General features: G+C 72.6%; 20 protein-coding genes. 13 read left to right on the top strand and 7 right to left on the bottom strand.

Annotated elements, in window-relative coordinates; genetic code table 11:
* Positions 1–410: 410 nt before the first annotated feature.
* Positions 411–734 (bottom strand): chorismate mutase, encoded by a 324-nt coding sequence (locus IE295_RS17780; protein ID WP_190064634.1) that lies wholly within the window; start codon positions 732–734, stop codon positions 411–413.
* 323 nt (positions 735–1,057) lie between these two features.
* On the opposite strand from IE295_RS17780, the gene guaA reads away from it, so the two are divergent.
* From guaA to IE295_RS17810, 6 genes are all read left to right on the top strand, one after another.
* Positions 1,058–2,662 carry a glutamine-hydrolyzing GMP synthase gene (gene guaA / locus IE295_RS17785; protein ID WP_190064635.1) on the top strand — a complete coding sequence of 535 codons (1,605 nt, stop codon included), beginning with the start codon at positions 1,058–1,060 and terminating at the stop codon, positions 2,660–2,662.
* A 111-nt stretch (positions 2,663–2,773) separates the two neighbouring features.
* Positions 2,774–3,307 carry a carboxymuconolactone decarboxylase family protein gene (locus IE295_RS17790; RefSeq protein ID WP_190064636.1) on the top strand — a complete coding sequence of 178 codons (534 nt, stop codon included), beginning with the start codon at positions 2,774–2,776 and terminating at the stop codon, positions 3,305–3,307.
* Positions 3,308–3,415: 108 nt separating this feature from the next.
* Entirely contained in the window at positions 3,416–4,000 is a 585-nt protein-coding gene (locus tag IE295_RS17795) for a Uma2 family endonuclease (RefSeq protein WP_224323095.1), read from the top strand.
* A gap of 87 nt (positions 4,001–4,087) precedes the next feature.
* Entirely contained in the window at positions 4,088–4,894 is an 807-nt protein-coding gene (locus IE295_RS17800) for a class II aldolase/adducin family protein (RefSeq protein WP_190064638.1), read from the top strand.
* 217 nt (positions 4,895–5,111) lie between these two features.
* Complete coding sequence (locus tag IE295_RS17805; protein WP_190064639.1) at positions 5,112–6,128, top strand: L,D-transpeptidase; 1,017 nt, start codon at positions 5,112–5,114, stop codon at positions 6,126–6,128.
* A 169-nt stretch (positions 6,129–6,297) separates the two neighbouring features.
* Positions 6,298–6,852 carry a DoxX family protein gene (locus IE295_RS17810; RefSeq protein WP_190064640.1) on the top strand — a complete coding sequence of 185 codons (555 nt, stop codon included), beginning with the start codon at positions 6,298–6,300 and terminating at the stop codon, positions 6,850–6,852.
* Here IE295_RS17810 and IE295_RS17815 read toward each other — a convergent pair.
* Both IE295_RS17815 and IE295_RS17820 read right to left on the bottom strand, forming a co-directional pair.
* Positions 6,845–7,072: a hypothetical protein gene (locus IE295_RS17815; RefSeq protein ID WP_190064641.1), complete on the bottom strand. Its 228-nt coding sequence runs from the start codon at positions 7,070–7,072 to the stop codon at positions 6,845–6,847. The two genes, IE295_RS17810 and IE295_RS17815, sit on opposite strands and share 8 nt — an antisense overlap.
* Positions 7,059–8,411, bottom strand: coding sequence for a PspC domain-containing protein (locus IE295_RS17820; protein WP_190064642.1), 1,353 nt, complete (start codon positions 8,409–8,411; stop codon positions 7,059–7,061). The genes IE295_RS17815 and IE295_RS17820 overlap by 14 nt, the downstream gene beginning before the upstream one ends.
* 146 nt (positions 8,412–8,557) lie before the next feature.
* On the opposite strand from IE295_RS17820, the gene IE295_RS17825 reads away from it, so the two are divergent.
* The 4 genes from IE295_RS17825 to IE295_RS17840 all read left to right on the top strand — a co-directional run bounded on the left by IE295_RS17825 (position 8,558) and on the right by IE295_RS17840 (position 13,448).
* Positions 8,558–10,111, top strand: a complete 1,554-nt coding sequence (locus tag IE295_RS17825) for a serine/threonine-protein kinase (RefSeq protein WP_190064643.1) — start codon at positions 8,558–8,560, stop codon at positions 10,109–10,111.
* Between the two features lie 83 nt (positions 10,112–10,194).
* Positions 10,195–11,475, top strand: a complete 1,281-nt coding sequence (locus IE295_RS17830) for an ATP-binding protein (RefSeq protein ID WP_190064644.1) — start codon at positions 10,195–10,197, stop codon at positions 11,473–11,475.
* Entirely contained in the window at positions 11,472–12,155 is a 684-nt protein-coding gene (locus IE295_RS17835; RefSeq protein ID WP_190064645.1) for a LuxR C-terminal-related transcriptional regulator, read from the top strand. Before IE295_RS17830 ends, IE295_RS17835 begins: the two co-directional genes overlap by 4 nt.
* 183 nt (positions 12,156–12,338) lie before the next feature.
* Complete coding sequence (locus tag IE295_RS17840) at positions 12,339–13,448, top strand: alpha/beta hydrolase (protein ID WP_190064646.1); 1,110 nt, start codon at positions 12,339–12,341, stop codon at positions 13,446–13,448.
* A gap of 37 nt (positions 13,449–13,485) precedes the next feature.
* Here IE295_RS17840 and IE295_RS17845 read toward each other — a convergent pair whose 3' ends face one another.
* Positions 13,486–14,559: a C40 family peptidase gene (locus tag IE295_RS17845; RefSeq protein WP_190064647.1), complete on the bottom strand. Its 1,074-nt coding sequence runs from the start codon at positions 14,557–14,559 to the stop codon at positions 13,486–13,488.
* Between the two features lie 279 nt (positions 14,560–14,838).
* Between IE295_RS17845 and IE295_RS17850 the strand changes: the two genes are divergently transcribed.
* Positions 14,839–15,192: a hypothetical protein gene (locus IE295_RS17850; RefSeq protein WP_190064648.1), complete on the top strand. Its 354-nt coding sequence runs from the start codon at positions 14,839–14,841 to the stop codon at positions 15,190–15,192.
* 99 nt (positions 15,193–15,291) lie between these two features.
* Entirely contained in the window at positions 15,292–17,757 is a 2,466-nt protein-coding gene (gene pcrA / locus IE295_RS17855; RefSeq protein WP_190064649.1) for a DNA helicase PcrA, read from the top strand.
* 71 nt (positions 17,758–17,828) lie between these two features.
* Here the strand turns inward: pcrA and IE295_RS17860 are convergent, their stop codons facing one another.
* Both IE295_RS17860 and IE295_RS17865 read right to left on the bottom strand, forming a co-directional pair.
* The gene (locus IE295_RS17860) at positions 17,829–19,448 is read right to left on the bottom strand and encodes a M23 family metallopeptidase (protein ID WP_224323096.1); all 1,620 of its coding nucleotides are present in this window, start codon (positions 19,446–19,448) and stop codon (positions 17,829–17,831) included.
* 251 nt (positions 19,449–19,699) lie between these two features.
* Complete coding sequence (locus IE295_RS17865; RefSeq protein ID WP_190064651.1) at positions 19,700–20,620, bottom strand: esterase/lipase family protein; 921 nt, start codon at positions 20,618–20,620, stop codon at positions 19,700–19,702.
* A gap of 376 nt (positions 20,621–20,996) precedes the next feature.
* Here IE295_RS17865 and icmB point away from each other — a divergent pair, with 376 nt between their 5' ends.
* Positions 20,997–21,410 (top strand): coenzyme B12-dependent isobutyryl CoA mutase small subunit, encoded by a 414-nt coding sequence (gene icmB / locus IE295_RS17870; RefSeq protein WP_190064652.1) that lies wholly within the window; start codon positions 20,997–20,999, stop codon positions 21,408–21,410.
* A gap of 116 nt (positions 21,411–21,526) precedes the next feature.
* Here the strand turns inward: icmB and IE295_RS17875 are convergent, their stop codons facing one another.
* Positions 21,527–23,227 (bottom strand): DUF5691 domain-containing protein, encoded by a 1,701-nt coding sequence (locus tag IE295_RS17875; protein WP_372478825.1) that lies wholly within the window; start codon positions 23,225–23,227, stop codon positions 21,527–21,529.
* Between the last annotated feature and the right edge of the window lie 51 nt (positions 23,228–23,278).

A 23,278-nucleotide genomic window follows, 5' to 3' on the forward strand; every position in this document is an offset into this window, starting at 1 on the left:
AGGCGTCCCTGGAACCGACCGCCCTTGGGTGGCGGCCGGGCTGCTGTCCCCTGCTGACCGGTCGCCTCGCCGCCCGAGTGAGGTCCCACGACGCGCGTGCTCGCGCGTCTCACACTCCGGCGGATCCGCCCTGTCGTTGCCGGGCGCCCAGATGAACAGGGACGGAAGCCACGCGTGGATTTCGGTGGGCCGCTCCTGGCTGGTGCGGACACCGGAATCAACGAAGATGATCAGTTCGCGGTCACGCTCCGTACGGGTGACGACCGCCGAACTCGGGTGCGGCTGTTGATCGCACGTCGCCGACCGGCCGCGCCCGTGGGTGACCGGACGCGGCGCGGTCGTGGGGCCGCGTGACCGTACGCGCCGGCGGCTTGACCGGACGCGCGGGCGGGTTGACCGGACGCGCGTGATCAGACGCGGCCGCGGCACAGCTCCAGCAGGGTCATGGCGAGGGCGGTGCCGGGCTTGCCCAGCTGGTCCCTGTAGTGGCCGAGGATCTCCATCTCGCGCGAAAGGTTCACCCGGCGGCCGCCGGAGGCGATCCGCTCGCGCTGGATCACCGCCGAGACGGCCATCCGCTCCTGCACCAGCCCGATGATGCGGCCGTCGAGATCGTCGATCCGCTCCCGGGCGTCGTTGATCACGCCGGCGGCCTCGGCCGTCCGGGCGCCGGTGTCGGGCCGGGCGGTGGCGGCCTGCGCGCGGGCGGGCTGGGTGGCGGTCTTGGCGCTCATGTGTGTTTCTCCAAAAGGGGACGCGGCCCCCGGAGCGGCAGGACCCGGGAAAACGACAGGCGCCCCGGGCCTTGTCGGCCCGGGGCGCCTGGGAAGTCGCTCGTCAGTTGCTAAGCAGCACAACCGCCTACGACACCCCAGCCGGCGGGCCGGGTGCCATAGGTAAAGACGAAGGTCAGCTGCTTGCGCATGGCGCACAGTATGGCCCGGCGGCGGGCCCGGCGCCAAGGCGGATTCGGATGGTGAGACAAAAGCAAGCACCCGCGCCCCGGTAGAATCGACAAATACAGACCCCCACCTCCGATCGCCGGAAGGCCGCTCCCGTGTCAGCAGCACCCCCCGCCGCCGCCCACGACAACACCGCGGAACCGGTGCTCGTTGTCGACTTCGGTGCGCAGTACGCCCAGCTCATCGCCCGTCGCGTCCGTGAGGCCCGCGTCTACAGCGAGATCGTGCCCAGCACGATGCCCGTCGCCGAGATGCTCGCCAAGAAGCCGAGGGCGATCATCCTCTCCGGCGGTCCCTCCTCGGTCTACGAGGAAGGCGCCCCGCGCCTGGACGACGCCCGCGGCCTCTTCGAGGCCGGCGTCCCCGTCTTCGGCATGTGCTACGGCTTCCAGCTGATGGCCACCACGCTCGGGGGCACGGTCGACAACAGCGGAGCGCGCGAGTACGGCCGTACGCCCCTGCACGTCTCCAAGCCCGGCTCGACCCTCTTCGAGGGCACCCCGGTCGAGCAGTCGGTGTGGATGTCGCACGGCGACGCCTGCTCGGCCGCCCCCGAGGGCTTCACCGTCACCGCGTCCACCGACGTCGTGCCGGTCGCCGCCTTCGAGAACGACGCGAAGAAGCTCTACGGCGTGCAGTACCACCCCGAGGTGATGCACTCCACCCACGGCCAGCTGGTCCTGGAGCACTTCCTCTACCGCGGCGCCGGCATCGAGCCGACCTGGACCACGGGCAACGTGATCGAGGAGCAGGTCGAGGCCATCCGCGAGCAGGTCGGCACCAAGCGCGCCATCTGCGGCCTGTCCGGCGGCGTGGACTCCGCCGTGGCCGCGGCCCTCGTGCAGAAGGCCATCGGCTCCCAGCTGACCTGCGTCTACGTCGACCACGGCCTGATGCGCAAGGGCGAGACCGAGCAGGTCGAGAAGGACTTCGTGGCCGCCACCGGCGTCCAGCTGAAGGTCGTCGACGCGCAGGAGCGCTTCCTGGACGCGCTCGCCGGGGTCTCCGACCCGGAGACCAAGCGGAAGATCATCGGCCGGGAGTTCATCCGCGTCTTCGAGCAGGCGCAGGCCGAGATCGTCGCCGAGGGCGCTGCCGACGGCGAGGACGTCGCGTTCCTCGTCCAGGGCACGCTCTACCCGGACATCGTCGAGTCCGGCGGCGGCACCGGCACCGCCAACATCAAGTCCCACCACAACGTGGGCGGCCTCCCCGAGGACCTGGAGTTCGAGCTCGTCGAGCCGCTCCGCCAGCTCTTCAAGGACGAGGTCCGCATGGTCGGCCAGGAGCTCGGCCTGCCGGACGAGATCGTCCAGCGCCAGCCCTTCCCCGGCCCCGGCCTGGGCATCCGCATCGTCGGCGAGGTCACCAAGGAGCGCCTGGACCTGCTGCGCGAGGCCGACGCCATCGCCCGCGAGGAGCTCACGGCGGCCGGCCTGGACCGCGAGATCTGGCAGTGCCCCGTCGTGCTGCTGGCCGACGTCCGCAGCGTCGGCGTGCAGGGTGACGGCCGCACGTACGGCCACCCGATCGTGCTGCGCCCGGTCTCGTCCGAGGACGCCATGACCGCCGACTGGACGCGCATGCCGTACGACGTCCTGGCCCGCATCTCGACCCGCATCACGAACGAGGTCGCCGATGTGAACCGCGTGGTGCTGGACGTGACCAGCAAGCCGCCGGGCACGATCGAGTGGGAGTAATCCCCGCCCTCTGACAAACGGCCGCGCCGCCCTCCGTCTACGCAGTACGACGGAGGGCGGCGCGGCCGTTTCCGCCCCTATGGTGGCGGCACGCCAACGAGAGGAGACGTTGTGCCGCACATCGACGTGGGCAATGACGCGCCCGGGATCCTCGGCCTGATGCGCTTCCGCCCGGAAACCGCCGATCCGCTGAACGCCCTGGCGGAAGCCCTGTTACGCGCCCCCGGCTCGTTGTCCCGAGGAGAACGCGAACTGATCGCCGCCTATGTCTCACGCGGCAACGACTGCACCTTCTGCACCAACAGCCACGCCGAACTCGCCGCCCAGCAGCTCGACGGCGGTATGCCGGCGGTCCGCCGCGTCCTGGACGACCGCGACTCCTCCGCCTTCTCCGAGAAGCTCACGGCCCTCCTCGCCATCGCCGACCTCGTCCGCCGCGGCGGACGCGAGGTCACCGACGAGGCGGTGGCCACGGCCCGCAAGGCCGGCGCGACGGACGTGGAACTCCACGACACGGTCCTGATCGCGGCGGCCTTCTGCATGTACAACCGCTACGTCGACGGCCTCGCCACCAGCCTGCCGACCGACCCCGCCGGATACCGCGAGACGGCCGCCCGGCTGATCGCGCGGGGGTACGGATCGTAGGGCCGGGCCCGGTCAAGAAGCCGTCGCTCATTCGTTTGGGCGGCGGTTTCGGGGTTTGCCGTGGGTAGGCTGGCCGTACGGCCGAGAATCCCGTCCATGGGAGGAACCATGACCGCAGAGCCCGCGCACACCTGGCCGGTGCCGCCGCAGGACGGTTACACCGTGGACGACCTGTTGACGCTGCCTGACCTCCCGCCGCACACGGAGCTGATCGACGGGAGCTTGGTTTTCGTGAGTCCTCAGCGGGATTTCCACACGCTCGCGATGTACCTCCTCGAGCATGGCCTGCGGGCTTCGGTTCCCGCAGAACTCCGCGTGCGTCGGGAAATGACGATGGTGATCGACAAGCGCAATGGCCCCGAGCCGGACATCGTCGTTGTGCGTGCCGCTGCGGTACGCGACCGTAAGCAGACGTACTACCAGGCCAGGGACGTTCTCCTGGCAGTCGAGGTGGTCTCGCCGAGCTCCGAGGCCCGCGACTACGACACGAAGCCGCACAAGTACGCCGCCGCAGGCATCCCGTACTTCTGGCGGGTCGACATGACGGCCGACGACGAGCAACCGCTCGTGCACGTCTTCGAGCTGGACAAGGAGACGCGCGCCTACAAGCCGACCGGCACGTACCGGGACAGGCTCAAGGTTTCGGTGCCTTTCGAGGTCGACATCGACCTCACCGAGATCGACAAGCTGTAGGAGCTCCGGCCTCGCGCAAGCCCTGGCCTCCTCCGGTACCCACGGGTAGCTTCCGTCGTGACACGGACCACCGGAGGAGGCCGCATCATGCCCGAGGCCAGCGCAAGCGCCAGCGCTCCCGAGCCCGTACCCACCGACCGGCTCCACTTCGCCATGCCGCCGACGCACGACTCCGTCGAGGACGAGCGGCGGTACCGCAAGGAGCGGCTCGCGGCGGCGCTCCGGCTCTTCGGGCGCTTCGGGTTCGAGGAGGGCGTCGCGGGGCACATCACCGCACGCGACCCGGAGTTCACGGATCACTTCTGGGTCAATCCGTTCGGGATGTCGTTCAAGCACATCACCGTCTCCGACCTGATCCTCGTCAATCACCAAGGGCAGGTCGTCGAGGGGCGCTTCCACGTCAATCAGGCGGCGTTCGCGATCCACTCGCAGATCCACAAGGCCCGGCCCGACGTCGTGGCCGCCGCGCACAGCCATTCCACCTACGGGCGGGCGCTGTCCGCGCTGGGGGAGCTGCTCGAGCCGATCACGCAGGACGTGTGCGCCTTCTACCAGGACCACGCGCTCTTCGACGACTACACGGGCGTGGTCGTGGACGAGGAGGAAGGGCGCCGGATCGCCGAGGCGCTCGGGCCGCACAAGGCCGTCATCCTGCGCAATCACGGTCTGCTGACCGTCGGCGACTCGGTGGACGCGGCGGCGTGGTGGTTCATCACGATGGAACGTTCCTGCCAGGTGCAGCTGGCCGCGAAGGCGGCCGGCAAGCCGGTGCCGATCGCCCCGGCGAACGCGGCCCACACGCGCGAGCAGCTCGGCAACGACCTGGTGGCGTGGATCAACTACCAGCCGCTGTACCAGCAGATCACGCGGAGTGAGCCGGAGCTGCTGGGCTGAGCCGACCGGGCGCTTCGACCCCCGCCCGTCGGCGGGGGTCGCTCGTCCTTCCGGGCGCCTTTACGGGGCATTTGCCCTGCTTACGATGGTGAGGAGCCGGGGCGTAGCCGCCTCGGCTCCGTCATGCCCGGTCCCTCGCGCCCGGGTCCGTCATGCCCGGGTCCGTCATGCCCGTCATGCCTGCGTGGGCACAACGATTCGGATCGGTAGGAGAACCATGCGCCTCTCCCGTTGCGTCGGGCTGTCCGTCGCCCTCGCCCTGACCGGCCTGGCCGTCACGGGCTGCGGCGGCGGTGCCGAGGCCGAGGAGCGGCCCGCGAAGTCCTCCGCGTCCGCCCCGGCGCCCGCCGGTCCCGCCCCGGCCTCCGAGAAGCCGGCCCCGCCCGCCGCGATGCTCTCCGACGCGGCCAGGGTCGTACGCCCCGAGATATCCCCGGCCCACGGGGAGACGGTCGGCGTCGGCCAGCCGATCGCGATCGTCTTCAAGCAGCAGAGGGTGCCCAAGGAGCTGCGGGCCGGCATCGAGGGGCGGCTGAAGGTCTCCACCTCCCCGAAGATCGCCGGTGCCTGGCACTGGAACGAGTCCAAGGGCGACACCCGCGTCCACTTCCGGCCGGAGAAGTACTGGCCCGCCGGCACCGAGGTCACCCTCGACGCGAAGCTCGCGGGCGTGAAGCTCGCCGACGGCATGGCCGCCGCCGGCGACCGCAGGATCTCCTTCACCGTCGGCGCGTCCATGGTCAACACCGTGGACCTCAAGGCCCACAGGATGACCGTCGTGCGCGACGGCAGGACGCTGCGCACCATCGCGATCAGCGGAGGTGACGAGGGCAAGGGCTTCGGTACCCGCGAGGGAGTCAAGACCATCCTCGCCAAGGAGGGCCGGGTCGTCATGGACTCGCTCTCCATCGGCATCCCGCGCAACCACCCCGACGGCTTCTACGGCTCGTACGACTACAGCATGCGCGAGACGGTCAGCGGCGAGTACGTGCACGCCGCCCCCGACAACGCCGAGTCCTTCGGCAAGGAGAACGTCAGCCACGGCTGCATCGGCATGTCCACGGACGACGCCAAGTGGCTGTACGGGCTGAGCCGCAAGGGCGACGTCGTCCAGGTGGTCAACAGCGGCAGGCCCAAGCCGATGGACCACTTCGGCAACGGCTACGGCGACTGGAACCTGACCTGGGAGCAGTGGCTGGCGGGCAGCGCGCTGGGGGTGCGCACCGGCAACTGAGCCCACGTCAGCCGGTGTGTCTCGTGCGCGATGTACGCCACGTACGCCGCGCCGCGCAAGGCCTGTGGACAACCTCCGACGGGCGCTGCGGGGGTTGTCCACAGGCCTGAACGTGCTTTCCCCTCCGCACGTATCGTCGAGGGACGGCGACAGGGAGGCGGTGGGTGGCATGTCACTCAGGACGGGGCTGGGGACGGGGCTCGGGGCAGGCCCTGGGGGAGGCCCCGGGGGAGGTACGGACGCGGAGAGCCGGCGGCTTCGGTACGCGCTGGTGCCGCTGCGGCTGTTCCTGGGGATCACGTTCGTCTACGCGGGGCTCGACAAGCTCACCGACCCCGCCTTCCTCGCGGCCGACGGGCCGGGGTCGCTGGGGGAGTTGATGCGGTCGGCGCGGGAGGGCGCCGGGATCCCGGGCCTGGTCGACCTGGCGCTGAAGAGCCCGGTGGGCTTCGGCTGGGCGATGGCGCTGGGCGAGCTCGCGGTCGGCATCGGCACGCTGCTGGGGATGTTCGCGCGGGTGGCCGCGGCCGGGGGCGCGCTGATCTCGCTCAGCCTGTGGCTGACCGTCAGCTGGGCCTCGACGCCGTACTACTACGGCAATGACCTGCCCTACCTCATGGCCTGGCTGCCGCTGATAGTCGCGGGCGCGCCCCTGTTCTCGGTGGACGCGCTCCGGGCCCGCCGCCGACGGGAGCGTGCCCGGCGCGACGCGTCGTTCAGCTGAGGCCGTCCGGCCGGTCCGTGCCGCGCGCGCGGTGGCGGCGGACGGCGAAGACGAGGGAGGAGACCGTCCCGGCCACGCAGAAGCCGACGGCCATGACGGGCAGCAGCAGATAGGAGGGGAAGTGCCACCAGCCGCCCGCCGCCGCGAGATACGCCAGGCACCCGCCGATGAGGACCAGGCCGACGACGACCTTTCCCGGTTCGAAGTCATGACGCCACACGGGTCACCTCCACCTGGCCGACACCGGCCTTGAGCTCGAGTTTCAGGGTGCCGTGCGAGGGCTGCCCGGCGGCCGGGCGCAGGGTCAGGCGCTGGTGCCGGCGGGGCTGGACGTCGATGTCGTCGCGGGGCTCGCCCGGGAGGCGGATGTCGCCGACGCCGACCTCGATGTCGAGCTCCGCCGTGACGTCCTGGGGCAGGACGACCCTGAGCTGGCCGGCGCTGACCTCGGCGCGGACGGTGACCGGTGTCGCGCCGGCATCCGGCGCCGTGCGGGACCAGGGCACGCCGGTCAGGTCCAGCACGCCCACGCCGGTGCCCAGTGCGTAGTGCTCGCGCAGGTCGGACCGGTCCGTGGGGTGCCAGGTGGAGCGGGACCAGTCGGCGGTCACGGACTTGGGCAGCGCGGCGGCGCCCGTCAGCAGCGCGCCGGTGAGCACGGCGGCGACGATCGTGCCGCCGCCCGTACGGCCGTAGCGCGAACTGACCGTGATGCCCAGGCCGAAGACGCCCAGCGCGCAGGCCAGGCCGATCTCGAGGGAGGTGCCCAGCGGTCGGTGATGCCAGGTCAGGCCGGTGCCGAGGCCGAGGGCGGCCAGGGCCAGCAGGAAGGTCCAGCCGCCCAGGTGCCGGGTGGTGGGGGGCGCGGGGCGGGCGGCCGGCGTCCGGGCCGCGGCGCCCGTCGCGTGCGGCGCGCGGGCCGGGCCGTCGTCGGGTCCCCACAGATATCCGGTGCCGTGGGCGGTCGCGGTGGCGGCCGTGGTGTCCTTGACCGGGTCGCGCCACCATGACGGGGAGCCAGGGGTGGGAGGCGCCTGTGTCTCCGGCGGGGCCTCCATGGTCTTGTGAATGCGGTGTGCCTTCAGTGGCTTGTGTATGCCATGACCGCCCGGCTCGGTGCCGCCCTCCGGACGGTCCTCCTCGGTCGCCCCCTCCGGCCGCCGGTGCCGTGACCAGTACGTGGCGCCGGTGACGGCGAGCGTCAGCATCAGCGCGAAGGACATCACGCCGCTGTTGTTGAGCATGGACAGGAACAGCCCGCAGCCGACGAGCGCGCACAGCACCGCCGTGAGCGCCGGCCCCTCGACGCGGCCCGACAGCATGCGCCGGGCCTCGTTCTCGTCCTCGCCCTCGAGGGGGATGAGCAGCCAGGCCAGGCCGTAGGCGATCAGCCCCAGCCCGCCCGTGACGCCCAGCACGCCCAGCACCACGCGGAAGATGACCGGGTCCATGTCGAAGCAGCGGCCCAGACCGCCGCAGACGCCGGAGATCACCTTGTGCTCGCGGCTGCGGCGCAGCGGCGGGGTGGCGGCGTGCTCGGCGGGGGGTGCGTCGGTCATGGGGACATGGTGTCAACCGGAACGCCTGTGCGGCATCCGTGGCGACCCTGGACGTTCCCTGAGATCGTCCCTGAGGTCCGGACGGTTAGGGTGTGGCGCATCGAACACCAGCGGGGGAACCGGAGGAACGTGCGGTGCACGGGGCAGTGCCTGAGACAGGTCGGCTCATCGCCGGGCGGTACCGGCTCGCCGAGCGGGTGGGCCGCGGCGGCATGGGCACCGTCTGGCGCGCCGAGGACGAGTTGCTGGGCCGTCAGGTGGCGGTCAAGCGGCTGCACGTCTCCCCGGGACTGGAGGAGGACGAGCTCGCCACCCTCTACGAGCGCACCCGCCGCGAGGCGCGCAGTGCGGCCCGCATCAACCACCCCAACGTCGTGGTCGTCCACGATGTGGTCGAGGACGGCGGCCTGCCCTGCATCGTGATGGAGTACGTCCCCTCCAGAACGCTCGGCGACGTCCTCAAGAACGGCACGGTCACCCCCGAGGAGGCCGCCAGGGTCGGCCGCGGCATGATCGCGGCGCTGCGCGCGGCGCACGCCGCCGGGGTGCTGCATCGTGACGTCAAGCCCGGCAACGTGCTGCTCGGCCACGACGGCCGGGTCGTGCTCACCGACTTCGGCATCGCCCACTCCACCGGCACCTCGACCCTGACCAAGACGGGCGAGATGGTCGGGTCCATCGACTACATCGCCCCCGAGCGGGTCAAGGGCGCCAAGCCCGGCCCCGCCTCCGACCTGTGGGCGCTGGGCGCCACGCTCTACCAGGCGCTGGAAGGGCAACCCCCGTTCCGCCGGGACACGGCGGTGGAGACGGCGTACGCCATCGCCATGGACCCCCTCGAGCCGCCGCGGCACGCGGGACCGCTGACCAAGCTCATCGAGACCCTGCTGGCCAAGGAGCCGGACCTGCGGCCCCCGGCCGAGCTGGCGGAGCAGATCCTGCGCGAGCCGGCGGCCGAGCCCGAGACAGCGCACCTGACGATCCCGCGGCTGGAGCCCCGCCCCGAGCCGCCGACCGTGCCCGCCTCCGTCGCCCCGGGGCCGGCGGCCGCCGGCAGCGCCCGCCGGGGCCGTGCGCTGTGGTGGGGCACCGCCGCCGCGGTCGCCGTGGTGGGGCTCGCGGCCGGTGCGTACGTCCTGTTCCAGGGCGACGGCCAGGAGGACGTCGAGGCCGGGCGGTCGCCCGCCCGCGAAGCCTCGGCGTCCCCGCCGCAGTCCGTCGCGCCGAGCACCCCGCCGCCCGTGCCGAAGGGCTACCACCTCGTCAGGGAGCCCCGGCTCGGCGTCTCCTTCCCCGTGCCGGACGGCTGGAAGCGCAAGGACGAGAAGGACAAGGCGGACACCGAGGTCAACTACGTCGATCCGTCGGGGCTGGTCGGCCTCAAGGTCAACGTCCTGGACTTCGCGAGCCCGAACCACCTCCAGCACTGGAAGGACGTCGAGGAGCAGCTGCGCAAGAGCGTCAGCGGCTACAAGCGGGGCCGGATGCAGGAGACGAGGTTCCGGGGCGAGCCGGCGGCCGTGTGGGAGTTCACGTTCACGGGCAGGGCGCGGGACTGGCAGGCCATCGACCTGGGGTTCGGGCGCGAGGGCGGCAACGAGTACGCCATCTACCTCTCGGCGCCCAAGGCCGACTGGGACCGCCACAAGCACGTCTTCGACGTGGTGCGCGACGGCTTCCGCCCGGCCGGCACGTCCTGAGGCCCGTGGCCCGGGGTTTCCCCGGGTCGGCTCAGGGACGACCCTGATGCCGGGAACGACACGCTCATGTGACGATCAGTGGCATGACCGCCCCGCCCCCGCCGCAGCACCCCGACGGCCCGCCCCTGCGCAAGCTCTACCGCAGCGCCGACGGGCGGATGCTCGGCGGCGTGGCGCGCGGCCTCGCCGGGCACCTGGGCGTGCCGGTGTCCTGGGTGCGGCTGGCGTTCGTGGCGCTGATGATGTCTCAGGGCATGGGGGCCCTGCTCTACGCCGTGTTCTGGTTCGTCGTCCCCCTCGGCGTCGGGGGCGTCGAGGCGCCCCGGCTCACGGCCGTTGAGGCGTCCGCCGACGGGCGGCGACCCCTGTTCGCCCGCAAGCCCGACCGCGGTCAGGTCTTCGCGCTGCTCGCCGTCGTCATCAGCGCGGCCGTCTTCCTCGACCGGCTCCACCTCGGCCGCGCCAACGCCTACATCTGGCCGCTGGTGCTCATAGGGGCCGGCGTCGCCCTGGTGTGGCGGCAGGCCGACAACGCCCGCCGGGCCCACTGGATGGAGGTCAGCCGCCGCAAGCGCGTCCTGCCGCTCGCGCGCGGCGCGGCCGGAGTGCTGCTGGTGGGCGTCGGCGCGACCGGCATCGTCGTGCTCCAGGGCTCCGCGGAGCACCTGGGCACGGTCCTGCAGGCCTCGCTGGCCGTGCTGGTCGGCATAGCGCTGCTGGCGGGCCCCTCGGTCGTACGGATGACCCAGGACCTGTCCGCCGAGCGGACCATGCGCATCCGCGCCCAGGAGCGCGCCGAGGTCGCCGCCCACGTCCACGACTCCGTCCTGCACACCCTCACCCTCATCCAGCGCAACGCCGACGACCCCCGCGAGGTCGCCCGCCTGGCCCGGGCCCAGGAGCGGGAGCTGCGCAACTGGCTCTACAACCCCGAGGGCCGGGGCAAGGAGGAGGCCGAGGAGCCGCGGACGCTGGCGGAGGCCGTCAAGGCTGCCGCGGCCGAGGTGGAGGACCACCACGGCGTCCCCATAGAGGTCGTCGTGGTCGGCGACTGCCCCCTGGACGAACGCCTGGACGCCCAGCTCCAGGCCGCCCGTGAGGCCATGGTCAACGCGGCCAAGTACGGTGGCCAGGGCGGCGCCGTGCAGGTGTACGCCGAGGTCGAGGGGCGTACGGTCTTCATCTCCGTACGCGACCGCGGCCCCGGCTTCGACCTGGACGCGGTGCCGGACGACCGGATGGGCGTCCGGGAGTCGATCATCGGCCGGATGCAGCGCAACGGCGGCACGGCGCGTCTGCGCTCGGCGCCCGACGGGGGGACGGAAGTGGAGCTGGAGATGGAGAGGGCGGAGAAGGCGTCATGACGACCGAAGAGGTTCCGGAGCGCCACGTCAGGGTCGTGCTGGTGGACGACCACCGGATGTTCCGCACCGGCGTGCAGGCCGAGATCGGCACCACCGCCCGCACGGGCGTCGAGGTCGTCGGCGAGGCCGCCGACGTCGACCAGGCGGTGACCGTCATCACCGCGACCCGCCCCGAGGTCGTCCTGCTGGACGTCCACCTCCCCGGCGGCGGCGGGGTGGAGGTGCTGCGCCGCTGCGCCGCGCTGATGGCCGGCCAGGAGGCGCCGGTCCGCTTCCTGGCCCTGTCGGTCTCCGACGCCGCCGAGGACGTCATCGGCGTCATCCGGGGCGGGGCGCGCGGCTACGTCACCAAGACCATCACCGGCACCGACCTGATCGACGCGATCTTCCGGGTCAGGGACGGCGACGCGGTCTTCTCGCCCCGCCTGGCCGGCTTCGTCCTCGACGCCTTCGCCTCCACGGACGCGCCGCCGGTCGACGAGGACCTCGACCGGCTGACGCAGCGCGAGCGCGAGGTGCTGCGGCTGATCGCGCGCGGCTACGCCTACAAGGAGATCGCCAAGCAGCTCTTCATCTCGGTGAAGACGGTCGAGTCCCACGTCTCCGCCGTGCTGCGCAAGCTGCAGCTGTCCAACCGGCACGAACTCACCCGCTGGGCCACGGCGCGGCGCCTGGTCTGACGCGGGCGGCCGGACCGGCCGGGACCGGCTCGACCCGGTCCGGCCCGGCTCGACCCGGTCCGGATCGGTCCGGTCCGGAATCGGGTGCGCGGAACGTCTCGGGGTTCTCGCGGAACCTCCCGGCGAGCCTCGCCATCTCTCTCAGGCGAGAAGCACAGCACCCGAAACGAGAGCCGCCGCCCGATGAGCCTGACGGGAACACCGTTCTTCCTGACGACGATCGTCCTGGTCGTGGTGGCCCTGGCCCTGCCGCTCACGCTGTGGGGCAAGATCGGCGGCCCGAAGCTCGTACGCCATGTCACGCGCTTCTTCATGCTGCTGTTCGCGCAGGTCACGGCCGTCGTCATGGTCTTCGTGATCGTCAACAACTCCAACGGCCTCTTCGACACCTGGGCCGACCTGCTGGGCACCGGCGACCACGTCAGCGCGGCCGCCGACCTCGGCCCGGACGGCACCGGCGGCAAGTCCCTGGACGAGCAGCCGAAGGTCACCCAGACGTTCAAGCCCGCCTCCGACAAGCGCATGGGGCCCGGGGTCCGGGAGACCCAGCTCAAGGGCCGCATATCGGGCGTCGAGGGCGAGGTCTACGTCTGGCTGCCGCCGCAGTACGACGACCCGGCGTACAAGAACAAGACGTTCCCCGTGGTGGAGGTGCTGCCCGGCTTCCCCGGCTCGGCCAAGGCCTGGTTCGGCACCCTCAACGTCAACACGCAGCTCAAGCCCATGATGGAGAAGGGCGAGGTCGCCCCGTTCATCATCGTGGCGCCGCGCACCACCCTCCTCGGCGACGTCGACACCGGCTGCGCCAACATTCCCGGCAAGGTCAACGCCGACACCTGGCTCAGCGTCGACGTCCGCAAGATGGTCGTCGACAACTTCCGCGTCTCCGACAAGCCCGACGGCTGGGCCGTCGCCGGCTACTCCGCGGGCGCCCACTGCGCTGCCAAGCTGGCCATCGCCCACCCCGACCGCTACCGGGCCGGAGTGAGCCTGTCCGGCTACAACGACCCCGTCGGCGAGCCCGCCTCCCTCACCGCGAAGACGCCGGAGCTCCGCGAGGCGAACAACCCGTGGAAGATGCTGCAGCGCGCCAAGACCCCGCCGCACGTGGCGCTGTTCCTCTCGGGCGCGGAGGGCGACGGCTACCAGGGCGGCCTGGCGATCAAGGAGTCCGCGAAGCCGCCGACGACCGTGCAGGTCGTCCCGGCGGGCGCGGGCGGCCACGGCACGGCCGTATGGAAGCGGCAGGTCCCCGACGTCTTCAAGTGGCTGACCAAGCAGATCGCCCACTGACACCGCCCGCCGGGCGCCGCTCGTCCGGCACCGTTCGTCAGGCGGGCCGGGACGCTCCCGCGAACGGCATCTCGTCGATCGGCGCGATCCGCACCGGCGCTCCGGGATGCGGGGCGTGGATCATGCGGCCGCCGCCGATGTAGAGGCCGACGTGGCTGATGCCGGGGTAGAAGAACACCAGGTCGCCGGGGGCCAGCTGGCCCCGGGCGATGCGCCGGCCGGTGTTGATCTGCGTATAGGTGGTGCGCGGCAGGGAGACCCCGGCCGCCTGCCACGCCGCCTGCGTCAGCCCCGAGCAGTCGAAGCCCGACGGCCCGGTCGCGCCCCATACGTACGGCTTGCCGATCGCGGAGTAGGCGAAGGCCACCGCCCGCGCGGCGCGCCCCGAGACGGCGGCCGCCGGAACCTGCCGCGCCGCGGAGCCCACGGAGGCGAGCGCGGAATCCGCCGCCTTCGTGGTGGCGCCCGTGGCCCGCTCGCCGGCCGCGACCGCCGCGCGCTCCTCCCGGGGCAGCTCGCGCAGCAGCCGCTCGGCCCGGCCGAGCTTCGCCTCGACGGCCCGCTTGTGCCGGGCGAGGGCGGCCTCCTCGTGCCGGAGCTCGGCGAGGCGGGTGTCGGCGGCGCCGCGGACCCGCTGGACGCCCCGCAGCTCGTGCCGCACCCGGGCCACCGCGCCGGCCTGCCGTTCGCCCGCCCGGCCGGCCAGGGAGGCGCCCTGCAGATAGCGGTCGGGGCTGCCGGAGAGCAGCAGCCGGACGCTGGTGGGCATGCCGCCGTCGCGGTACTGGGCGGCGGCGAAGGAGCCGAGGGCGTTGCGGGCGCTGTTGAGGCGCTCGGTCTTGCGGGCGGCCTCGTCCTGGAGCCGGTCGAGCGCGGAGCGCGCGCGGTCGGCCTTCTCCTTGGCGCCGTTGTACTTCTCGGTGGCCACCTCGGCCTGCTGGTAGTACCGGGCGACCTGCGCCCGGGCCTGGTCGGGGGTGAGGGCGGGGGAGGCGTGGCCGGTGCCCTCGAGAGCCGTGGCGGTGGCGGCGCCCGCGAGGGCGAGGGCCGCCGCCGTGCGGGCGGTGCCGCCGGCGAGCGGGCTCTGCTTGGGCTTTCGGTGGGACGCCACGATCGCCGTCACTTCCTTCCGGTCCGGCAGGGGGAGCCGGGCGGCGGCCCGCACGAGGGGGGAGGGGCGGGCCACCGCCGTCTGGAGGAGGACGCTAGGGCTCGCGGAGATCCGGAAACGGCCATGACCGCTATTGCCCCTATTCGGCGGTTTGGCGACTGGTCGTGGCCGGGCGATCCCTCCCCGTGGAGAGGGATGCGGGCGGCGACTGACCGAAGCCGTGTTCCTTCCCCACCTCCCGGCAGGGGGGTGCTATGGCCCCGGCTAGGGTCGGTCCCCATGGACGTACTGATTCACGCCGTCGTGGGCCTGCACATCATCGGCATCGCCTCCCTGCTGGGCGGCTTCCTGACCCAGATGAAGGCCATGGGCCGGGGCGAGGCCCGCATGGTCCCGGCGATGCTGCACGGCGCGCTCACCATGCTGGTCACCGGCGTCGCGCTGGTGGGCCTGCACCAGGCGCAGGGCGACACCGTCAACACCGTCAAGATCGGCGTGAAGCTGGCCCTGCTGGTCGTCATCCTGGGCCTGGTCTACGTCAAGCGGGACGAGGAGAAGGTCGAGCCCGCGGCCTTCGGCGCGGTCGGGGCGCTGACCACCGCGAACATCTTCATCGCCGTGCTGTGGGTGTGACCGTGGGTGTGGCCGTGGGCGTGCCCGTGTTGTGGGTGTGACCACTGTTGGCGGGATCGGGGGCCGCCTGTCAGTGCGGCCGCCTAGACTCGGGAGGCGATGAGCAGCCTCTTTGACGACAGCTTCCTGGCGGACCTGGCCCCCTCCGACGAGGAGCACCCGCCGCCCCCGGAGGACGCGGCCCCCGAGCCGCTGCCGGACGACCTGTTCGGCGGCGCCTTCGACGTGCCCGTCCCCCGGGAGGCGTACTACCGCGACGGCGCCGCCCGTCCCGTCGTGGACCCCGCGGCCCTGCTCGAGGGGATGAACGACCAGCAGCGCGAGGCCGTGGTGCACACGGGCTCGCCGCTGCTGATTGTCGCGGGCGCCGGCTCCGGCAAGACGCGCGTGCTCACGCACCGCATCGCTCATCTGCTGGGCGCCCGCCACGTCCACCCGGGGCAGATCCTCGCGATCACGTTCACCAACAAGGCCGCCGGCGAGATGAAGGAGCGCGTCGAGCAGCTCGTCGGCCCGCGCGCCAACGCCATGTGGGTGATGACCTTCCACAGCGCGTGCGTGCGGATCCTGCGCCGGGAGAGCAAGAAGCTGGGCTTCACGTCCTCCTTCTCGATCTACGACGCGGCCGACTCCAAGCGGCTGATGGCCCTGGTCTGCCGCGACCTGGACCTGGACCCGAAGAAGTTCCCCCCGAAGTCCTTCAGCGCGAAGATCTCCAACCTCAAGAACGAGCTCATCGACGAGGAGGCCTTCGCGGCGCAGGCCGCCGACGGCTTCGAGAAGACGCTCGCCGAGGCCTACGTGATGTACCAGTCGCGGCTGCGCGAGGCCAACGCCCTGGACTTCGACGACATCATCATGACCACGGTCCACCTGCTGCAGGCGTTCCCGGACGTGGCCGAGCACTACCGCCGCCGCTTCCGGCACGTCCTGGTCGACGAGTACCAGGACACCAACCACGCGCAGTACACGCTGGTGCGCGAGCTGGTGGGCACGCCCGAGACGGCCGGCGAGGAGGGCGTCGCCGAGCTGTGCGTCGTCGGTGACGCCGATCAGTCGATCTACGCCTTCCGCGGCGCCACCATCCGCAACATCCTCCAGTTCGAGGAGGACTATCCGGACGCCACCACGATCCTGCTCGAGCAGAACTACCGCTCCACGCAGACGATCCTCAACGCCGCCAACGCCGTCATCGAGCGCAACGAGAACCGCCGCCCCAAGAACCTGTGGACCCAGGCCGGGGCCGGCGCCTCCATCACCGGCTACGTGGCCGACACCGAGCACGACGAGGCCCAGTTCGTCGCCGACGAGATCGACCGGCTGACCGACGCCGGGGACGCCAAGGCCGGCGACGTCGCGGTCTTCTACCGAACCAACGCCCAGTCCCGTGTCTTCGAAGAGATCTTCATCCGCGTCGGCCTGCCCTACAAGGTCGTCGGCGGCGTGCGCTTCTACGAGCGCAAGGAGGTCCGCGACGTCCTCGCCTACCTGCGGGTGCTCGCCAACCCCGAGGACACCGTGCCGCTGCGGCGCATCCTCAACGTGCCCAAGCGCGGCATCGGCGAGCGCGCCGAGGCCATGATCGACGCCCTGTCGCTGCGCGAGAAGATCAGCTTCGCGCAGGCGCTGCGCCGCGTCGACGAGGCGTACGGCATGGCGGCCCGCTCGGCCAACGCCGTCAAGCGCTTCAACACGCTCATGGAGGAGCTGCGCACGATCGTGGAGTCGGGGGCCGGGCCCGCGACCGTCCTCGAGGCCGTCCTGGAGCGCACGGGCTACCTGGCCGAGCTGCAGGCGTCCACCGATCCCCAGGACGAGACCCGCGTCGAGAACCTCCAGGAGCTCGCCGCCGTCGCGCTGGAGTTCGAGCAGGAGCGCGACGAGGAGGAGCCGGGCACCCTGGCGGACTTCCTCGAGAAGGTCGCGCTCGTCGCCGACTCCGACCAGATCCCCGACGAGGACACCGACGGATCGGGCGTCATCACGCTGATGACCCTGCACACGGCGAAGGGCCTCGAGTTCCCGGTCGTCTTCCTCACCGGCATGGAGGACGGCGTCTTCCCGCACATGCGCGCCCTGGGGCAGACGAAGGAGCTGGAGGAGGAGCGGCGGCTCGCCTACGTGGGCATCACGCGCGCCCGCGAGCGGCTGTACCTGACCCGCTCGAGCATGCGCAGCGCGTGGGGACAGCCGTCGTACAACCCCCCGTCGCGCTTCCTGGAGGAGATCCCCGGGCAGTACCTGGACTGGCGCCGCACGGGCCCCGCGACGCCGTCGGCGTCCTCGCTGGGCGCGGGGTCGGGCATCACCTCGGGCTTCTCCTCGGGCTTCGCGTCCTCGCGCGGCGGCGCCAAGGCGGGGCCGAGCGGCTTCGCGACGCGGCGCGCCAAGGACCGGCCCGTGGTGGCGCTCGCCATCGGCGACCGCGTCACGCACGACTCCTTCGGGCTGGGCACGGTCATCGCCGTCAAGGGCAGCGGGGACAACGCCGAGGCCACGGTCGACTTCGGCGAGGAGAAGCCGAAGCGGCTGCTGCTGCGCTACGCGCCGGTCGAGAAGCTCTAGGGACTGCCGTGCCCCGGCGGCCGGGCCAAGGGGTCCGGCCGCCAGTACGCGTCAGAGCTGATCAGGCCTGATCAGGTCGGGTCGAGGTCGTGGCCGCGCAGCCACGGCAGGGGGTCGACGGCCGAGCCGCCGGGCCGGACCTCGAAGTGCAGGTGCGGGCCGGTGGAGTTGCCGGAGTTGCCGGAGTAGGCGATGACGTCGCCGGCCTTGACGGACCCGGACCGGACCTTGGTGCTGCTGAGGTGGCAGTACCACGTCTCGGTGCCGTCCGGTGACGTCACTATGGCCATGTTGCCGTAGGCCACGTTGTACTGCGTACGGACCGTGCCGTCCGTGGCGGCCATGACCGGCGTGCCGTAGGCGACGGGGAAGTCGATGCCGGTGTGCACCGACATCCAGTTGACGCCCGCCTGGCCGTACATCGCGCTCAGTCCGTGCTGGCTGACCGGCAGCGAGAACTTGGGCCGCTCGCGCTCCTTCTTGGCGGCCTCCTCGGCCTTGCGCTTGCGCTCCTCCTCCTGCCGCGCCTTGAGGTCGATCCGCTCCTGGGTGCGGTTGGCGCGGCTGGCGAAGTCGTCGGCGCCGCGGCTGAGGCCGGCGAGCTGGGTGTCGAGCTTGCTGTTGGCCGCCGAGAGCTTGACGGTGGTGTCGGGGGCGGAGGCGGCCGTGGTCTTCGGGGCCTCCTTCTCGCCGCCCGTCATCACGGAGGCGGCGGCGATGCCGGCGACGCCCATGACGGCGACCGAGGGGACGGCGACGGTGAGCAGGGCCTTGCGGCGCGGCCGGTAGCCGGTACGGGCGGGGGCGCCCTTGCGGCGGCTGGCGCGGGGGCGGCCGGGGACGTCCTCGTCACCGTGCGGCCGTGCCTGCGCCGGTACGGACGCGGACGCCTCGGCGGCCTCGGCACCGGTGTCCGGCTCGTCGGCCGGCTCGAGTTCCGGCTCCTCGATGATCATCATGGCCCGGGTCTCGGCGTTCGCGACCGACTGGGCCCGGGCCCCGTCCGGGGCGGGCGCGGCCGCGGTCATGTCGATGCCGGACAGGTCGACCATGAGGGTGGGGGCGTGGCCGCCCTCGGGCGCCTGGGCCGCCGCGTAGGCGCTGGTGTCCCAGGTCTGCGTCTGCTGGGCGCTCAGGTCCCACTGGCCGGAGGCGTCCTGGCCGGGGGCGTTCCAGTCCTGGGCGGGGTACTGCCCGCTGGTGTCCCACGCCTGCTGGTGCGCGCCGGTGTCCCACTGGCCGGACGGGTGCTGTCCGGTGTCGTACGAACCCGCCGGGGAACCGGCCGCCGAACCGGCCGCGCTCCACGCGCCGGTGTCCCACTGCCCGGACGCCGCGGCGCCGGAAACGTTCCACTGGCCGGAGGCGTCGGTGCCGGCCCACTGGCCGGTGTCGTGCTGACCGGTGTAGTGCTGACCCGTGGCGTGCTGCCCGGTGGCGTTCTGGCCGCCCAGGTCGTAGCCGCTGAAGTCCCAGGTCTGGGTCTGTCCGGTGACGCCCCATTGGCTGTTGGTGTCCCAATGGCCGGAAGTGCCGGAGGTGTCCCACTGGCCGGTGCTGTAGCCGTCGTACCCGGCGTAGCTCTGCGGGGAGGCCTGCTGCTCGTACGACGCGTAGTGCCCGTGCCCGTAGGAGGCACCGGGAGCGGGAACGGACTGATCCGGGCCCGCCTGCGGGTGACGGTCGTTCACCACCACTTCCATTTCGCCTTGGCAGCAGGAGAATTAGCGGCGACTGTACCCGGCGGTATGCGGCAACGACAATCTTCCTCACGTTTCACGGGGTGAGGGCTCGGGCATTTAGCCGCCTTTCGGCTGACAGCGGCCCGGTGGATCGACCCGGCGTTCGATATTCGTTCGATCCGCTATCGGGTGCGGGAGTGTCAAAGAGGCGTCAAGGGGGCGCCGAGAGGGCGGCCCTGCACCGTGAACACGGGCCCAGCTCATGCGACGGAGGCGGCCCCCCGTGCGCCGGCCACGGCTTCTTCCGTGGTCAGCGCCTGTCGGATGCCCGCCGCCACCGCCCCGTGCACGGGCAGCGCGAGATGGCCGACGCCGCTCACCCGGACGTTGCGCGCCATCAGGTCGGGGTGATCGATACGGGCGGTCTCGACCGGCACCATGATCTGATCCAGGTCGCTCCAGAAACCGATGAATTGCGTCGCGCAATGCGGTGCGGGCTCGGCCAGTTCCGCGATGACATCCGAATCCGGGCGCATCTGGCGCACCAGGGGATGGGCCGACATAAGGGGCGCCACGCGCGTTCCGCCGTGCGGCGTGCCAAGAGTGACGAGGGTGCGCACGCGGGCGTCGCCGCCCAGGCGCTGGATGTAATAGCGCGCGACCAGGCCGCCCAGGCTGTGCCCGACCATGTCCACCCGTTCGTGTCCCGTGCCGGCGCAGACCTCCTCGACGTGCCGGGCGAGGAGGGTGGCCGCCGTGCGGATGTCGCACGTGAGGGGGGAGTAGTTCAGCGACCACACCTGCCGCCAGCCGTGCCGCAGCAGCGAACGGCGCAACAGGACGAACACGGAGCGGTTGTCGATGAAGCCGTGAAGAAGAAGAACCGGCAGATGGGTGACATCGCCGGCCCCGGGCGTGTCGCCCGCCCCCGCCGCGTCCGGCGCCTCCCGTGTCTCAAGCGCCTCCAGTGCCCCTCGCGTCTCCCGTGCCTCAGCCGGAGTCGGCGCCGGCGGCAGGGGCCGCGGCGGCGGGCGGCGCTCCTGCGCCATGCCGGTGGGGTAGATCAGCACATGCGCGGTAAGGATCGCCAGCTCCAGGACCGTGGACCGCAGCAGCGCGGCCGACGGGCGCACAAGAGCACAAGGGCGTAAGAGGGTACAGAGAAAGGGCAAGGCCCTCATGGCCGACCGACCTCCCGAACGGCACACAGTCAAGGCGGCCCTTGTCCCCCGTGTGCCCTCGCGGGCAGCTGTGCGCGGCAGCCGCACCGCCGTGCCGTGCGGCTGCCGGCGCGGGTGGTGCGGAGGCCTCGTCGCGGCTCCCCTCGCGACCGCTTCACGGTCCGGCGACTCGGGTCGGATCGGGCGCGTGCGGCCCGTGAGACGCGGGGTGCGGAAGCGGCGCGTAGCGAACGTGGTGTCCCACGTGTGATTTCCCCCTCGCTCTCCACCGCGAAACGGCCGCTTGCGGGATGCTGGAGATAACGTTCGTTCACGTCCCCGGGCCCTTGGGTACGGGGCCTCGCGGCCGGTTGACGGCTCGTACATGGAGGCAGTGATGGGAGTGACCGGTCCGATCCGCGTGGTGGTGGCCAAGCCGGGGCTCGACGGCCATGATCGCGGCGCCAAGGTCATCGCGCGTGCGCTGCGCGACGCCGGCATGGAGGTCATCTACACGGGGCTCCACCAGACGCCCGAGCAGATCGTCGACACCGCCATCCAGGAGGACGCCGACGCGATCGGTCTGTCCATCCTCTCCGGCGCCCACAACACGCTCTTCGCCAAGGTGATCGAGCTCCTGCGGGAGCGCGACGCGGCCGACATCAAGGTCTTCGGCGGCGGCATCATCCCCGAGGCCGACATCGCCCCGCTCAAGGCGCAGGGCGTCGCCGAGATCTTCACCCCGGGCGCGACGACGACGGCGATCGTGGAGTGGGTCAACGCCAACGTCCGGCAGCCGGCGGAGGCGTAGCCGGAGCCGCAACCCTCCGGTTCGTACCTCTCCGCGCCGCGGGCCGCACGCGGTCCGCGGCCCGGCGGCGGTACGGCACCGGTACGTGCCCGCGCCGGGCGCGCCTCCGCGCGGGGCTACGGCCGCGTGGTCGCCGTGTCCGTGTCCGCGTCCTGTCCGGCGAGCTCCGCGCGCATCGCGGCCCGCAGGCGCAGCGTGCCTATGAGGCGCTGGAAGGCCTCGGCCCAGTAGCCCGTGGCGCCGGCGGCGGCGCCGTCCGCCGGCCCCTCGGGGACGGTGGTGAGCGCCTCCAGGCGGTCGGCCTGAGCCGGGTCGAGGCAACGCTCGGCCAGGCCCATCACCCCGCTGAAGCTCCACGGATAGCCGCCCGCCCGGCGTGCGGTGTCCAGCGCGTCGACCACCGCCGCGCCCAGCGGCTCCGCCCAGGGGACGGCGCACACCCCCAGCAGCCGGAACGCCTCGGACAGGCCGTGGGCCGCGACGAACTCCGCCACCCACCCGGCCCGTTCCGCCGGAGGCAGTGCGGACAGCAGCTTGGCGGGGTCCAGCCACGAGGAGCTCGCCGGGGCGGGCGGTGACGTCGCCGGGCCGAGCAGGGCCCGGGACCACTCCGCGTCCCCCTGCCGAGCGGCCGCCCGGCACCAGGCGGCGTGCAGATCCGGCTGCCAGTCGTCGGCGACCGGCAGGGCCACGGCCTCCGCCGCGCCGCCCACCCCCAGCCGCTCGCACCAGATCGCCAGCGGTGCCGCCTCCACCAGCTGGCTCAGCCACCACGACCGTTCGCCGCGGCCCGCCGGCGGCTTGGCCACCACGCCGTCCCGCTGCATCCCGCCGTCGCACTCGTGCGGCGCCTCGACCACGATGCGCGCGCCGCCGTCGGCCGTACGGTCCAGGGCCACGCACGCCCGTGCGCGCTCGGCCATCCGGGCCGCCAGCGCCGAACCGGGCAGGGCCGTCAGCAGCTCCGCCGCCGTGGCCCGGACGTTGCGGCTCCGGTCGGACAGGGCCTGCTCCAGGAACGTCTCGTCCCCGGCAGAGAGCTCCGCGCGCAGCGAGTCGAGGAGCATCAGCCGGTCCTCCGCCGGCTCCTTCGCCCACGTCGAGGCCAGCAGATCCCGCCCGGCGGCGGGATCGCGGCGCCGTACGGCCGCCAGCACGCCGACGCGCTCTGCGAACAGCCCCTCCTGCCAGACGCGCCGTTCGTCCTCGGGGCTCCTCGCGGACGCGGCAGCCGCTCCCGGGAAGCCCGCCGCCGTACCGCCGCGCAGGGCGTACTTCCACTGCGGGTTGAGCCGGGCCAGCCACAGGGCCCTGGGCCCGCCGAGGGCCAGCGCCGCCGGGCGCAGGTCGCTGCGGGCCCGTGCCGCCTCGAGCAGGGCGGGCAGCAGCGCCTCGGGGGCGCGGTAGCCATGGCCGTTGGCGGCCGCCAGCCACTGGGGGAGCAGTTCGGTGAGGTCCGGCGCCCCGCCCCGGCGTCCTCCGCCGCCGGGCGCGGCCCGGTCGGCGAGCAGCAGCGCGAGCCGTCGCCGGGCCGCGTCGGGCAGTGCGGGCCGGTCGTCCCGGGGGGCGGCCCCGGGCCGGGCCCGCGCGGGAGCCGGCAGCAGAGCGGCCCGCCGTCGCACGGTCCGCAGCGCGGCGGCGTCCAGGAGCGCCCCGGCGGCGTCCTGTCCCGGCCGTGGCCGCGCGGGCACCGCCCGCCGTTCGGTGCCGAGGAGGGCGGCGGTGAGGAGGTCGTCCCAGCCGGGGCCGCCCGGACCGGTGCCGGAGGTGGCGGCGGAGCCGGTGGGGGGCAGGGGACTGGTGGTGGGGCTGGTCACGAGCGTGCCCTTCCTGTGCGGTGGCCACCCGGGCCGGTGCGGCCGGGCGGA

Origin of the sequence: Streptomyces griseocarneus (assembly GCF_014655595.1) — a bacterium.
GTDB lineage: Bacteria > Actinomycetota > Actinomycetes > Streptomycetales > Streptomycetaceae > Streptomyces > Streptomyces griseocarneus.